This is a genomic window from Myxococcales bacterium (genome assembly GCA_016706225.1).
GTDB lineage: Bacteria > Myxococcota_A > Polyangia > Polyangiales > Polyangiaceae > JADJKB01.
In genome coordinates this window covers 67214-81319 of record JADJKB010000005.1, presented here as the reverse complement: position 1 = coordinate 81319, position 14106 = coordinate 67214, and the positions used below count along the sequence as shown (strand labels likewise).

The window sequence follows — 14106 nt, the reverse complement described above, 5'->3', positions numbered from 1 at the left end:
CCGAAGAGTGAGGGTGACGCCGCCCGGACGCTTGGAGGAGACATGCCGGCGGACAAGCACGATGCGTGCCTCGAGGCGCTCACACGGACGCCGCAGCGGGCGCGGGCTGCGGTTCGAGGTGCCTCTTCTTCCAGAGGAAGTACACGGCAGGGTAGACGAGCAGCTCCATCAGGAACGACGTCACGAGCCCCCCGATCATCGGCGCCGCGATGCGTTTCATCAGGTCGGCGCCCGTGCCGGTCGACCACATGATGGGCAGCAGGCCGATCATCGCGGCGAAGACCGTCATCGCCTTGGGACGGACTCGCTTGACTGCGCCGTGGATGATCGCTTCGACGAGCTCTTCGCGCGTCCGTAGGAGCCCCTTGGCCTTGTGCTCGTCGTGCGACAGGTCGAGGAACAGCAGCATGAAAACGCCGGTCTCGGCGTCGAGCCCCATCAGCGCAATCATGCCCACCCACACGGCGATCGAGACGTTGTAGCCGAGGGCCCAGAGCATCCACACCGCCCCGATCGCCGAAAACGGCACCGCGAGCATGACGATCAGCGCTTTGACCGAGGACCTCGTGTTCAGGTAGAGCAGCGCGAAGATCAGTACCAGCGTGAGCGGAAGGATCAGCTTCAGCCGCTCCTTGACGCGCAGCATGTTCTCGTACTGCCCGCTCCAGACCATGTTGTAGCCCGTGGGAAGGGTCACCCCGGCCGCCACGGCCTTCTTGGCTTCGGTCACGTAGCCGCCGACGTCGTACTTCGAGGTGTCGAAGTCCACGTACACGTAGCCGGCGAGGAGCCCGTTTTCGTCGCGGATCATCGCGGGTCCGTGGGCCAGCATCACGTCGGCGATCTCGCTCATCGGGATCTGACCGGCTCCGCTCGGCAGGGGCAGGAGCACGCGGCGCAGGCTGGTCAGGTCTTCGCGGAAGTCCCGGGCGTAGCGCACGTTGATGCCATACCGCTCGCGCCCCTCCACGGTGATCGACTGGTTGTCCCCTCCGACCGCCGTCATGACCATCATGTTCGCGTCGTCGACGCTCATCCCGTAGCGCGCGAGCTGGTCGCGCTTGAGCACGAAATCGACGAAATAACCCCCCGCGACGCGCTCCGCGTACACGCTGCGCGTTCCCGGCAGCTTCTTGATCACCGCTTCGACCTCCTGGGCCACGCGTTCGATCGTGCCGAGCTCCGCGCCGCTCACCTTGATGCCGATCGGGGTGCGGATGCCGGTCGAGAGCATGTCCAGGCGCCCCTTGATCGGCATGGTCCAGGCGTTCGAGATGCCTGGGAGCTGGAGCGCGGCGTTCATCTCGTTCTCCAGCTCTTCCTGGGAGATCCGATCGCGCCAGAACGGGCGCAGGGCTGGCTTCAGCCACGTCGGGGCCCAGCCAGAGTACCAGCGCGGCTTCTCCCGCCACTTGCTCTCGGGCTGTAGGATGATGGTCGTCTCCATCATCGTGAACGGAGCCGGATCGGTCGAGCTGTTGGAGCGCCCTGCCTTGCCAAACACGCGCTTGACCTCCGGGAAACGCATCAGGATCTTGTCCTGGACCTGGAGCGCTTTCTGCGCTTCGGCCACCGACATGCCAGGTTCCACCGCCGACGGCATGTAGAGGATCGTGCCCTCGCGGAGCGGCGGCATGAACTCCGAACCCAGCTTGAGGTACACCGGTATGGACGTGAGGATCGCCGCGAAGGCGAGGCCGATGGTCAGACGCGGGTACTTCAAGACCCACCGACAAGGACCCTCGTACATGCGGTGCAGCACTCGCGAGATGGGATGCCTCTCTTCCGAGTAGTACTTGCCCACGAGCAAGCGGTTCGCCACCCCAGCCAGCCAGCGCGGGCGAAACGTGAAATCGTCGATCCGGGCGAACATCATGCGCATGGCCGGGTCGAGCGTGATGGCAAGGAACGCCGCGATGGCCATCGCCAGGTTCTTCGAGTACGCGAGCGGCCGGAAGAGCCGTCCCTCCTGATCGACCAGCGTGAACACGGGCATGAACGCGACCGCGATCACCAGGAGGGAGAAGAATACTCCTGGGCCGACCTCGAGCAGCGCCTCCAGGCGCACCTGGTGGAAGCTGCCCTTCTTGCCGTCCTTTATCCAATGGTAGATCTTGTTGTAGGCGTTCTCGACTTCGACGATCGCCCCGTCCACCAACACGCCGATGGAGATGGCGATGCCCGCCAGGGACATGAGGTTCGCATTCAGCCCCATTGCGTACATCGGGATGAACGCGAGCGCGACCGAGACCGGGATGGTAACGATCGGGATCACCGCGGACGGAATGTGCCAGAGGAAGAGCAAGATGATGATGGAGACGACGATGATCTCTTCGATCAGCTTCTCCTCGACCGTAGTGATGGCCGCCTCGATCAGCTCGGAGCGATCGTAGGTCGTCACGATCTCGACGCCTTTGGGCAGCGAAGGCTTCAGCTCTTCGAGCCTGGCCTTCACACGATTGATGACGTTCAGCGCGTTCTCTCCCGAGCGCATCACGACGATGCCGCCCACCACGTCACCCTGGCCATCCAGGTCGGCGATACCGCGACGAAGCTCGGGACCGAGCGCCACCTTGGCGACGTCCTTGACCAGCACCGGGGTCCCCCCCTCGGCCCGGAGGACGAGGCGCTCGATGTCGTCGATCTTCTTGACGTAGCCGCGACCACGAACCATGTACTCGCGACCGCTGATCTCGACCAGGCGACCGCCCACGTCGTTGTTGCCGGTTCTGACCGCCTCGACGACCGCCTCGAGCGGCAGCTTGTATGCGGCGAGCGCGTTAGGGTCCACGGTCACCTGGTACTGGCGCACCTGCCCGCCGACCGTGGCGACCTCGGAGACACCCGGCACGCTCTGGACGGCGTAGCGCAGGTACCAGTCCTGGTACGAACGGAGCTCGTCCAGCGAGTGCTGGCCGGTCTTGTCCACCAGCGCATACTGGAACACCCAACCGACGCTGGTCGCGTCCGGACCCAGCTCCGTCCTGACATCGCGCGGGAGCTGCGGCGTGATCTTGGAGAGGTATTCGAGCACGCGCGAGCGCGCCCAGTACATGTCCGTGCCGTCCTCGAAGATCACGTACACGTAGCTGAAGCCGAAATCGGAGAAGCCTCGAATGGCCTTGACCTTCGGAGCGCCCAGAAGCGACGTGATGATCGGGTAGGTGACCTGATCTTCGATGATGTCGGGGCTGCGATCCCAGCGCGAGTAGACGATGACCTGCGTATCGGACAGATCGGGCAATGCATCGAGCGGGATGCTGCGCATCGACCACACCGAGCCGACGAGCGCCACCAGCACGGCGGCCACGACCAGGTACTTGTTCTCCGCAGAGAAACGGATGATGGCTTTGATCATGGCCCGAGGCGTTCCCGCGTCATTCGGCCTTGCGTTCGCTGGGCGTGAGGAACATGCCGCACTTGGGACAGCGCGACGGCTTCGTGTCCGTGACCTCGGGGTGCATCGGACACGAGTACTGCGGTGGCGGGGCAACTGCGGGCTTCGCGTTGGCGGGCGCGCGCTGAGCAGTGCCCGCCGCCGTCGGCACCGCAACTAGCGGGGCTGCGCTCGGCGTCGGAGCCGCCGACACGGACGGCGCGGGCGCGGACAACGCGGCGAGCGACGCCCGGAGGCGGGACTCGGAGTCGACCAGGAAGTTCGCGCGAACCACGACCTTCTCGCCCTCGCCGAGCCCCGAGACGACCTCGACACCGGTGCCGTCCGAATCGCCGAGCGAAACCTGGCGTGGCTCGAACTTGCCATCGGCCAGCGCGACGAACACGACCTTCCGACTGCCCGAGTCGATCACCGCGTCTTCGGGGATGCGCAGGCCCTCACGCTCGGCGTTCTCGAGCACCACTTCGCCGAACATCGCCGGCTTGAGCTCCCCGTTCGCGTTGGCGAACTCCAGCCGTAGCTTCACTGTGCGAGTGACCGGATCGAGCACCGGATCCAAGAAGACGGCGCTGCCCTCGAAAACGCGATTCGGGTACGCTTTCAGCGTCAGTTTGGCGCGCATGCCGAGCTTGACGCGGTGCAGATCGCTCTCGTAGATGTCCGCCAGGACCCACACCTTCGACAGATCCGCGATCTCGTAGGGCATGGCTCCTTCATCGAGCTTCATGCCCTCGACGACGTCTTTCTTGGTGACGACGCCCGCGATCGGCGAGTGAAATGTGAGCGACTTCAGGGGCTGCCCGTTCTGTTCGAGCCGCCTGATCGCCGACTTCGGGACGTCCCAGAGCTCCAGCTTTCGCCGTGAAGCCGCCACCAATCCGCTGCTGTCGACGGAGAACCCCGACGACGAGCTGAGCGATTTCTGGGTGGACAGGGCGATGCGATACTCCTCCTGCGCAGCCAGGAGCTCGGGGCTGTATCCAGAGAAGAGGGCGGCGCCCTTGCGCACGGGCTTGCCGACGAAGTCGACGAAGACCCTCTCGACGTAAACCGGAACCTTGATGTTGACGTGGCGCACCCGCGTCTCGTCGGTCGCGACGCGACCGACCGTGCGAAAGGTCCCGCTCACCTTGCCGCGCGTGACGGCCACGGTCTTGAGGCCGATGAGTTGCTGTCTCGATGGGTCGATGTCGACGGTAGCGAGCCCGTCGACCGACGATGCGCCTGTGGCGCCATCGTCGTCCGCGTACACCGGAATGAAGTCCATCCCCATCTCGTCCTTGCGCGGGACCGGCGAGGTCTGCTTCGGATCCATCGGGGAGCGGTAGAGTTTGATCTTCCGCTCCGCCGGCGCGCCCGCGGAGCCCATCTTCACGAGCTTCATGCCGCAGATCGGGCAGTCACCGGGATGGTCCTGCACGATGGTCGGGTGCATCGGGCACTGGTACTGCGCCTTGCCTGCGTCTGCGGCGGCGCCAGAGCCGTGGGACCGGTGCGAGACGAAATACCCGGCGGCGCCGGCTACGGCAGCCGAGACCAGCGCAACGAGCATCAGGCTGAGCCAGCCGAAGGTTCGCGCCGGGCGCTGAACGGTGGGTGCAACTGGAGGAGGAGCTGGAGCCTCGGGCGGTACTGCCTCGGGCGGCATAGCTTCGGGCGGCACCACCTCGGGCGGTACTGCCTCGGGCGGCATAGCCTCGGGCGGAGCGGACGGCTCCATCGGCGCGCTTCGTTCCGGCTCCACGGTTGGCGGTGCAGAGGGGGGCGGCGTGCTCATCGAACCCCCGACATGGTCTCGACGAACGGAACGCGGCCGAGCGTGCGCTCCAGCCTCGCGCGCCGCTTGCCGAGCTCCGCGACCGCGGCGTGGAGCGACAGCTCGGCGTCGCGCAGGTTTCGCTCGCCGTCCACGACCGCCAGGAAGCTTGTCCGCCCGGGCGCGAAGTCGACCCGTGCTGCCGTCACCTGCGCTTTGGCGACCGGCAGAACTCGCCCGTCCAGGATTTTCACGACCCGTATGATCTCGACCAGGCGCTGGCGCGCCACGCTCACTTCGACGCGGATGCGGTCCATCAACCTCGTACTCTCCGCGCGCACCTCCGCCACGCGCGCGCCCGCCTCGTCGAGCGCTCCTCCGCGCCGCCCGCGCTGCAGCGGAATTGGAGCCGAAATGCCCAGCATCAGCCGACTGTCGGGCATGACCATCGTGTTGTACGAGGCCATCAGCGTGAAGTCCGGGTAGTACTCCCGCTCTGCGTATCGCGTTAAGGATTCGGCTGAGCGCTCTCGTGCGCGGAGCGCGCGGAGCTCGGGGCTCGCGGCGAGCGCTGCACGAATGAGCTCCGCCTCCGAGGGAGGCGCCTCCAGACCCAGCGCTGAAGATCTCGGCGGCGGCGGCAAGGGCTCGTTCGGGTTGCGATGCAAGAGCCCGTTCAGGCTCGCGACGATGGCCCAACGGTCGGAGCTCAGCGTCGCGTCTTGCTCGACGAGCCGCGACAGCTCGACCTCGGCCTGCAACGGATCCTGCAGCGATGCCCGACCCACCGAGAGTTGTGCCTCGGCGTTGCTCTTGAGCTCCTGCAGCAGGTGCTGATGGTGCTCGTTCACCTCCAGCGAGCGGTGGGCCAGGTAGTAGTCGTCGAAGAGCAGCGAAGCCTCGAGCGCCAGCTCGAGCTCGGTCGCGCGCACGTCGTGTCGGGCCGCGTCGCTCTCGCGCTCGGCGCTCTCGCCGAGGCTGGCGCGCTTGCCGGGCCAAGGGAATCGTTGGCTCACCTGAACTGTCTGCCCGAACGTGCCGCTGCCAATGGTCAAAGGAGCGAAGCCGTAGGCCAACTCCGGATCGTCGAGGGCCGAAACCTGCGCTCGGCGTGCCCGCGCTGCGCGGAGCGCGTGACGGCGGGCTTCGACCTCCGGATTCCGGGCGATCACCGCTCGAATCAGCGCCGTGCGCGAGAGCACGCCGGAAGCCTCGGCGCGAGGTCCCGCCGCCGCCTCGCCGTCGCCGGGTACCGCGGCAGCGCTGGCGCTAGGCGCGGGCGAGCCCGGATCGACCGAGAGTGCCGTCTGCGCCGGCGGTGCCTCAGCGAGCTCACGCGCCGACAGCTGCCCGCTCCCGCTATCTGCGGGCGATCGGCTCGGAACGCACGCCAAGAGGAGCGAGGCAACCCCAATCGATGCTGCCCGCAAACTGAAACGCATGTTGACTGCGGGGCGCTACTGCAAGTCGCAGGCCACCACGCTCAGTCACTCACACGCCAGCGTTCAAGGCTTTCCCGACATCTCGTTCGAGTACGGCGAGTAGTCCGCTGCCCTCTTGCACCTCAGCCGGTACGTGTACGTCTTGGTCGTGTCGGTCGCGGTACCGTCCATCTTGTTGTCCACGCTGCCCGGCGCGCTGAAGACTGCCGCGTAGGCTTCGGTGTCGGTCTTGCGCTCAGCATCGGTGCTGTCGCAATCGTGCTGGTGGTTCGTCCAGGTGAGGTGCAGCGCGCCGGTCATCGGAACCACCTGCGTGAGCTGCGGGGCTTCGAGCGCGGTGGCCTTGGCGGCCGCCGCGTCGTCCTCCGAGCTGCAGGCGAGGGGCAAAAGCAGGCAAGCGATGGGCAAGAGATGAGCTTTCATGTTTCGCCCTGCCACACCTATCACCACCGTCCGGCGCAGTCTGTGACCATTGGGCTCACGATCCCACGTAGTGTGACGACGCCGGTCACATTCGTTGGCGTCGTCTCACCGGCGCGACCTGCTTCTCTCCATGCGCGGGCCCTCGGCACGATGCTTGCGTAGGCGCCAGCCCTTCACGTGGCGTACATCCACCACCTCGTCGTCCACTTCGCAATCTCGCTCGCGGTCATCGCCGCGCCCTGCTGGCTGATCGCATGGCGCAGGCAGGGAGACTGGCTTCCAGCAGCGCGCGGCCTCGCGCTCGCTGCAGCGGCGGCCAGCGTCATCGCGGCGGCCAGCGGCCTGCTGTCGGCGTCACATGTGATCGAAATGGGCGGTGACCCCGAGCGGATCGCCATCCATCGCAACCTCGCGCTCGGAGGCGCGGCCGTCATGCTGCTCACGGCCGTGCTCAGCTTCCTCGACTCACGACGTGACGCTAAACGCTGGTTGACCGTCGCGGCGTCGGTGCTCGCGGCCACCGGCCTGAGCGTGGGAGCTCACTTCGGCGCCGACATGCTCCATCCGGGGCTGGCTCCCTGGTCGCGCGAGCCCCACCACCACGGGCCTTCGACCCGGGCCGCACAGCTCGCGCATCCGGACGAAGGACCGCTGGATCGAGCTCCAGCAGCGCCCGCGGCTTCGGCGCCCGCAGCCATCAGCGCAACCGCGCCTGCGGCTTCGGGGTCCTCCCCTCCTGCCGCTCCACCTCATGACCACTCGCAGCACCGGCACTGAGGTCGACGTCGAGCGTGACCGTCATGGTCACGGACTACCGGCACGCCTGTTGCTACCTTCGAGCCCATGAAAGAGCGACTCTCGAGCGTGGCGCTGGCGATCATCCTCGGCGTGTTCCCGGCGGCATGTGAGAAGAAGCCGACCACGGGAGCGCCACAGCACGACGGGCACGCGAGCAGCGCGACGCCTGCGGCGTCACCGGTCGCCACGGTGTACGCGTGCCCGATGCATCCCGAGGTGATGGACACGAAGGCCTCCGCCTGTCCCAAGTGCGGGATGACGCTGGTCGCCGTGCAGCCCGACGGGGGCGCGACGAAATGAGATCGTCGCTGGCCGGTGCGGCGCTAATCCTGATGGCGCTCACTTTGCTGGGCTGCGGCGAGGAGACTCCCGAGGAGCTTCGCCCGATCCATGGGAAGCGGTCGAGTTGCCGCGCGCGAAGGATCTCGACCCGTCGCCGGGTGTGTTCGAGCTCGAGCTGGAGGCTGGGGTGGGCAAGGCCAGATACGTGGCTGCGGGAACAACGCCCGTATGGACCTACAACGGGACGTCCCCGGGGCCGCTGATCGAGCTCGCAGTTGGGGATCGCCTCAAGGCTCACTTCAGCAACGCGCTGCCGGAGGAGACGACCGTTCACTGGCACGGGCTGCGCATTCCGGCGGCCATGGATGGCACCATGGCCATGCAGAACCCGACGCAGCCGGGCGGGACGTTCGAGTACGAGTTCGTGGTCAAGGACGCCGGGTTGTTTTGGTTCCACCCGCACGTTCGGTCCGACGAGCAGGTCGAGAAAGGGCTCTACGCGCCGATCGTGGTGCGAGGGCCGAACGAGCCCAGCGCGGACCGCGAAGTCGTCTGGATGCTGGACGACGTCGCGCTCGAAGCCGACGGCTCGCGGCCGGAGTACCTCGACGACGAGTCGAAGATGCTCGGTCGCCACGGTGACACGCTGCTAGTGAACGGCGTCGTCTCGCCCACGGTGGAGGTGCAAGCCGGAGAGCCTCCTGCGCATGCGCCTGGTCAACGCTGCCAACGGGCGCTTCTTCAATCTGGCCATGTCAGGGCAGACCTTCCGCGTGATCGGAAGCGACGGCGGCCTCGTGCCAAAACCCTACGACACGGACCGCGTGTTGATCGCCCCGGGCGAGCGCTACGACGTCATGCTCGTCGTCTCGGCCGAGCCAGGCGAGAATCTGAGCTGACCAACGAGCCTACGCGGGCGCGGACACGGCACGGCTGAGGACCCGCCGATGCGGGTCGCGACTCTGCGCATCTCCAAGCAGCCGGCCCTCAAGGGGCGCGTGTTGCCGGCGGCGTTCCCGGACATCGAGAAGCTACCCGCGCAGGCGGTCGATTTCCCGATCGTGCTGAATGAAGCGATGGTCGGCGCCGACATGGCGTTCACCGTGAACGGCAAGGCGTTTCCCGACGTCGCGACGTTGAGTGTTCCGAACGGCTCGCTTCGCGTTCTCGGCGTGTCCAACGAGAGCGAGATGGACCACCCGTTCCACTTGCACGGGTTCTTTTTCCAGGTGCTCGCAAAGAACCGCATGCCGATGGGCGCCGATACCCTAGCCAACAAGGACACCATCATCGTTCCTGCGAAGGGATCGCTCGACTTGATCGCCCGTTTCGACGAGCCCGGAATGTGGATGTATCACTGCCACATCCTCGAGCATGCCGAAGGGGGCATGGCTGGCTTGATCCAGGTGGAGTGAGCGGCGGGCTCACCACGCGGACCCGATCGGGTGCGGGATCTCCGACAGGTTGTAGCCGATACGGAGCCATTCGGAGACGCGGGGCGAAGCGAGCCTGCGGTAGGGCTGACCCCACGAGAGCTCGATGCTGCCAGGGATCAGCGCGCGGAACGTGGTCCATTCCGGGCCGAACACCGCGGGCAGGCTGCGCTCGACGAGCCAGACGCCGAGGCCCGCGCCCGCAACGGCAGCGACCGCCAGGTTCAGCTCCTCTGCGCTCCGGGCCGGCCAACGACGTCGGAGCGACTCCGGGGACACATGCCCAGCGGCGTTCGGATGCTCGAATCCCGCGCGCCCGCGCAGCGCTTCGGCGTAAAAGTAGCGGTGGTCCGCGGGTCCGGCGCGCGCCACTGGGCTCAGCACGCTAGCCTCGGTCGCCGTCGCGCGGTCCATGCCGAGGCCGGTGTCGAGGTCGCGCCACGCGGCGGCCCATGCCGAATCGAAGGAAGTGCCGGCCGCGCTGGCGCTGGTCAAGGCACCCCGCTCGTCCAGCGCGAGCAGCCAGACCACGGGCAGGGCGACGTCCTGCGTCGCGCAGAACGCGCGCGTGATGATCCCGCGCCGAAGATAGGCTGCGTCGCAGCGCTGATCGATGACGGCGACGGGAAGACGCAGGTACCACGCGGCGAGCACCGCGTCCCGCTCGACGGTCTCGAGCACCGCGCGCAGCGCAGCCAGGTCGGCAGAGCGATCGGTGGCATATCCGCTCGAAGTAGTCTCGGTCAGGTGCGCACCGGTCGACGGGCGCCCGACCAGCGAAGTCGGCACGAGCCTGCGCTCACCGGTAAGGGGGTTCCGAGCCCAGGACCAGTCGAGCGGCGTGTCATCTCGATACGCCGCCATTCGGAAACCAGGGGTCTCTTGCTCCTGGGGTCGGTACAGGAGCGAGACGATGTCCTCGCCGGCGAGTCGGGGCTCGCTCAGGTCGCTGGCTGCGACGTGCACGACGTCGGGCGGCGTGTGGAGCGCACAGAACCTCTTCACGCCTTCCGCGAGCGCGCGGTTGCGCGCGGCTGGTCCGCAAGCGAGCGCCGTGCCGACGCCGCCGGACCGATCCGGCCATGGCGAGCGAGAGCCCCGGAAAGCCACCTCCGCGCGGCCGCTCGCGCGGGTGTTGCTGAGGGCCACCAGGGGCGCGAAGCGCTCGCTGCGGGCGCGGTTCCAGCTGATCCGCCCCGGCAGCGCGCGCAGCGTCGGGACGAAACGCCGGCACCCGCAGCTCGGATGCGCGACGTACCTCGCGCGCCGCGCGTAGAGCGAGCGGGTGTCGATGATCATCGCGTGACCCGGCCTCGGCAGCAGCGCTCCGGGAGAGAGCAAGCCGTGCATGATGGCGCGAGCAAGTCCGTGGGCGGGCGCGGCGTCACCGGCGACTTCAGGCCAACCCTCCGCGTAGGCTGCACCCGACAGCGCCGCGGCGCGCGCGACCTCGGCATCGAACAAGAGAGCGCACTCGACGCAGGGCCCGTCCCCGCCATCGTCATGAACGACGGTCACCGAGCCCTGGGACACCCAGGCCAGGAGCGTCATGGCGCGCGCCTCGCGTGCTGCGTTCGTCCACTCGCCGATTCTCACGTCCCCCGAATCGGCGATCACGGCGAGCGTCTTCCCGGGACGGAGCGAGCTCGCGAGCGGAAGGGGTCCCGCACCTGGCAAGAGATCCGCCACGCATGCGCTGGGAGAGCAGCCAAGGGCGCCCAACCGCTCCAGCTCGGCGACCGCGCGACGAGCGCCGCGCCCCATGTGGTCGAGGGCACGCTGCTCGCCGCCGGCGGCCGCCCATTCGAGGAACCTCCGCTCCAGAGCTCGCGAACCGAGGTCGACGTGCACGGCGCGCCGGCCAATCACGCTGAGACCCTCGGGCGTCGCCTGCAACACGGCCCCCGGGACCAGGCCCCAGCGCTTGGGAAGCTCATCCAGCTCGGTGGTCATTGTGACATCTGGGGATGTCGCAAAAATTGTGCCGGCAGGAAACCCAAGCTAGATGCGCTCGCGACTGTCCACGGGGTGATCGCTCCGGTCACACGTGACCGTGATCGGCAGTCATGGGGGCGAGGTGGGAGCCGAAGACGCGGCAAGCGGCTCGTGCTCGTGATGATGGCCGACCGGCCCGGTCTCCAAGTGTAGGGTCAAGTGAGCTCGCTGCACCTTACCCGAACGCTCGACGACCACCGTCGCGTCTCGGTGTGACACCGCGACCGGCGGTCCCTTGCCCTTCAGGTGGTCGCCTGATGGAGCGAGCACTACCGCGGGGTAACCGGGAACGTCGAGCGTGAGCCGCGCCTTGACTCCGTCGGGGCTCAGCAACTTGCCGTGCTCGTCGATCAGCCACACTTGAAAGGACCCCGCCGCGATGGCCGACACTCGGATCTTCCCCGTCCCGAGTTCGACAGTCACCCCTTGGTGCGGCGCCTCGGCGCTGGCATCGGCGGGTTGGGCGCTGGCAGGCGCGGGGATCGGAGGCGGCGAAACGAGCGCCGCACCGGATGGAGCACTCGAGGACGACGCGGGCGACGCGGGCGACGCGCTCGACTCGTTGGCCCGCTTGCCGCAGCCCAGCGTCGAGAGCGCGACGGCGACGATCAGGGCGCTTCGCGGACGGAACCTGAATGCAGTCGACGAGCTCACCACTTCGCTCCCCTGGTCCCCACGCCGAGACCATTGCCAGATGTTACTCGGCGCCCGGCGATCTGTCTGTGACGGGAGCGATCACACCGCTACGCTTGGCACTTCCCCCGCTTCGGCGGAACCTAAGAAGAATCCGTGGACCAGATTGGCTTCGGCGCGCTCGTGCGCATCTACTCTTTCGAGGAGCCGCGCCAAGCCATCGACTAGCTCATCTCGCCGATGGGTGCTCTGCGCGACCCGCTGGAGCTCGCCGATGACCTCGACGATCTCCCAATGTTCTTCTTCGAGCCGCTGGAGCCGCTCTTTCAGCCAAGGTGCCTCCCTTCGAAACGTCCCGAAATAGTCGTCGGCTTCCTCGCCGGCAAAGTGGTCGACCATCAGCCGACAGAGGTGCTCGAGCAGGTGCTGCGGGTCGAGCTCCGGCGCAACTTCGGCCTGCCCCAGCAAGATGCAATAGCTCTGAAGTCGGCCGAGGGTCTCTCGGAGGTTTCGGTGCTCCTCGAGGAAGGCGGTGGCTCGTCCGAACAAGCTCGGCAACAGCGCTGGCTCTGGCATGGCGTCGCCTGGTGCAATCACCGCGCCAGTTGCATCAGCGCGGAGCGCGCGGCTCGGGTGGTCGATTGCACCTCGCCGATCGTGACCACGACGGTCACCACGGCACCGGCGATCACGCTGCCGGTGTCAGTCAGGCGCGGCTTCAAGGGAACCTCGCATTGAAGCCTGCAACGGCGAAGCCAGCCCAGCGATGGTCGATGTACAGCGCGTCTCGGAAGTCGGTGAGCTAGCGTCGAATTCCAGGGGTAACGCTCAGGCTCCTGGGGTCCCGAGAGCCCATGTAGAACGCGAGACCGGAGCCAGCTGTCAGCGTCCAGAGGGGGGAGAGCTCGCGATCCCCGCTGCGATGCTCGGGCACGACCGCTTGGCCCGCCGCGACCGTGCCCACGTAGGCGCGGCGCCAGAAGGACGCCGCCGACTGGTCGTGGAACCTGACGTGCGGCCAGGCCGACCAGCGGCGCGAGAGCTCGAACACCCAGCTCGCCTCCGAGGTGCTGGCCAAGAGGCCCCAGTTGTCCACGTACGCGCGATCCCCCAGGGTGAGCGTGGAGCGCGAAAATCGATGAGCCAGCCGCGCGGTCGCCGCCCAACGCATCCGCGTGTCCGGAACGCGCTCGGCGACTCGTCCCGGCAGCCGCAACCGGTTGACCTCGTCCACCGATGCGCCCACCGGCACACCGGGCGCGACGTTCGCGTCGAAGAGCGGGAGCCAGCGATAAGGCTTCTCTTGGCGTCCGGACTCGAACTGCGCCTCGAGTCCCGGAGTTAGCGTGGTGGCGGGGCCCACCACGACTTCTGCCCGTCCGACCAACCGGTGCCGATCGAGGCGCAGGGCGTAGACCGAGAACGGCGTTCCGGTCCGACCGGCGATGTCGTGCTCGTACGCGTATCCCAGGGACAAGACGACGTTCTTGCGCGCGAGATCGTAGCTCCCCGTGAGGCCCGCTTGGACCGAGACGAAGTCGGGCTCGATGGAGGTCGCGAGCGAGAGCGAGCCACCCACCGCACCAGCCTTCAAGCCCAGGCTCAGAGCTCCGGCGTGCCTGATCTCGGCCCAGCGCGGGCTGGCGGCGGACACGATGTCCACCGACGCCGCGGACACGATGTCCACCAGGTAGCTGCCGCTGGCACTCAGGCCCGCGCTCGGCTGCCGGGCGCTTGCCCCTTAACCGACGGCGTGACCACGAGCACGTTGTCAGTATCGTGGTAGCCGGCGACTTCTCCGCCCGCTTCCCAGCGCACTCCATCCTGGGCGGACGAAGCGCCGCTCCAGAACGCGAGGACAGGCAATAGCCGACGACAAGCTGACCGCAGCATGACAAGGCGAGATCTCAGCTTGGCGGCTCCCCACGTTCGGTCGGCACACCCTCA

General features: G+C 67.4%; 12 protein-coding genes. 4 read left to right on the top strand and 8 right to left on the bottom strand.

The genetic code is table 11. From position 1 onward, the window contains the following. Positions 1-79 precede the first annotated feature (79 nt). The 4 genes from IPI67_08140 to IPI67_08125 all read right to left on the bottom strand — a co-directional run bounded on the left by IPI67_08140 (position 80) and on the right by IPI67_08125 (position 7018). On the bottom strand, positions 80-3358 hold the full coding sequence (locus tag IPI67_08140; GenBank protein MBK7580157.1) for an efflux RND transporter permease subunit: 3279 nt from the start codon (positions 3356-3358) through the stop codon (positions 80-82). A gap of 19 nt (positions 3359-3377) precedes the next feature. After that, complete coding sequence (locus tag IPI67_08135; GenBank protein ID MBK7580156.1) at positions 3378-4949, bottom strand: efflux RND transporter periplasmic adaptor subunit; 1572 nt, start codon at positions 4947-4949, stop codon at positions 3378-3380. 221 nt (positions 4950-5170) lie between these two features. After that, positions 5171-6355, bottom strand: coding sequence for a TolC family protein (locus IPI67_08130; GenBank protein MBK7580155.1), 1185 nt, complete (start codon positions 6353-6355; stop codon positions 5171-5173). A 303-nt stretch (positions 6356-6658) separates the two neighbouring features. Further along, positions 6659-7018: a hypothetical protein gene (locus tag IPI67_08125; protein ID MBK7580154.1), complete on the bottom strand. Its 360-nt coding sequence runs from the start codon at positions 7016-7018 to the stop codon at positions 6659-6661. A 177-nt stretch (positions 7019-7195) separates the two neighbouring features. Here IPI67_08125 and IPI67_08120 point away from each other — a divergent pair, with 177 nt between their 5' ends. From IPI67_08120 to IPI67_08105, 4 genes are all read left to right on the top strand, one after another. Then, on the top strand, positions 7196-7795 hold the full coding sequence (locus IPI67_08120) for a hypothetical protein (protein ID MBK7580153.1): 600 nt from the start codon (positions 7196-7198) through the stop codon (positions 7793-7795). 66 nt (positions 7796-7861) lie between these two features. Next, positions 7862-8116, top strand: coding sequence for a hypothetical protein (locus IPI67_08115; GenBank protein ID MBK7580152.1), 255 nt, complete (start codon positions 7862-7864; stop codon positions 8114-8116). A gap of 106 nt (positions 8117-8222) precedes the next feature. Next, positions 8223-9035: a multicopper oxidase domain-containing protein gene (locus IPI67_08110; GenBank protein MBK7580151.1), complete on the top strand. Its 813-nt coding sequence runs from the start codon at positions 8223-8225 to the stop codon at positions 9033-9035. Positions 9036-9045: 10 nt separating this feature from the next. Then, on the top strand, positions 9046-9513 hold the full coding sequence (locus IPI67_08105; GenBank protein ID MBK7580150.1) for a multicopper oxidase domain-containing protein: 468 nt from the start codon (positions 9046-9048) through the stop codon (positions 9511-9513). A 9-nt stretch (positions 9514-9522) separates the two neighbouring features. Here the strand turns inward: IPI67_08105 and IPI67_08100 are convergent, their stop codons facing one another. The 4 genes from IPI67_08100 to IPI67_08085 all read right to left on the bottom strand — a co-directional run bounded on the left by IPI67_08100 (position 9523) and on the right by IPI67_08085 (position 13837). Then, positions 9523-11484, bottom strand: a complete 1962-nt coding sequence (locus IPI67_08100; GenBank protein ID MBK7580149.1) for a YcaO-like family protein — start codon at positions 11482-11484, stop codon at positions 9523-9525. A 111-nt stretch (positions 11485-11595) separates the two neighbouring features. Then, positions 11596-12180, bottom strand: a complete 585-nt coding sequence (locus IPI67_08095; protein ID MBK7580148.1) for a hypothetical protein — start codon at positions 12178-12180, stop codon at positions 11596-11598. Between the two features lie 81 nt (positions 12181-12261). Next, on the bottom strand, positions 12262-12735 hold the full coding sequence (locus IPI67_08090; GenBank protein ID MBK7580147.1) for a hemerythrin domain-containing protein: 474 nt from the start codon (positions 12733-12735) through the stop codon (positions 12262-12264). Positions 12736-12961: 226 nt separating this feature from the next. After that, positions 12962-13837 carry a DUF3570 domain-containing protein gene (locus tag IPI67_08085; protein ID MBK7580146.1) on the bottom strand — a complete coding sequence of 292 codons (876 nt, stop codon included), beginning with the start codon at positions 13835-13837 and terminating at the stop codon, positions 12962-12964. Positions 13838-14106 lie beyond the last annotated feature (269 nt).

Excerpts from the sequence above, each read along its gene's own strand:
- IPI67_08140 (MBK7580157.1), bottom strand. The coding sequence starts at position 3,358 with ATGATCAAAGCCATCATCCGTTTCTCTGCGGAGAACAAGTACCTGGTC.
- IPI67_08135 (MBK7580156.1), bottom strand. The coding sequence starts at position 4,949 with ATGCTCGTTGCGCTGGTCTCGGCTGCCGTAGCCGGCGCCGCCGGGTAT.
- IPI67_08125 (MBK7580154.1), bottom strand. The coding sequence starts at position 7,018 with ATGAAAGCTCATCTCTTGCCCATCGCTTGCCTGCTTTTGCCCCTCGCC.
- IPI67_08115 (MBK7580152.1), top strand. The coding sequence starts at position 7,862 with ATGAAAGAGCGACTCTCGAGCGTGGCGCTGGCGATCATCCTCGGCGTG.
- IPI67_08105 (MBK7580150.1), top strand. The coding sequence starts at position 9,046 with ATGCGGGTCGCGACTCTGCGCATCTCCAAGCAGCCGGCCCTCAAGGGG.
- IPI67_08100 (MBK7580149.1), bottom strand. The coding sequence starts at position 11,484 with ATGACCACCGAGCTGGATGAGCTTCCCAAGCGCTGGGGCCTGGTCCCG.
- IPI67_08090 (MBK7580147.1), bottom strand. The coding sequence starts at position 12,735 with ATGCCAGAGCCAGCGCTGTTGCCGAGCTTGTTCGGACGAGCCACCGCC.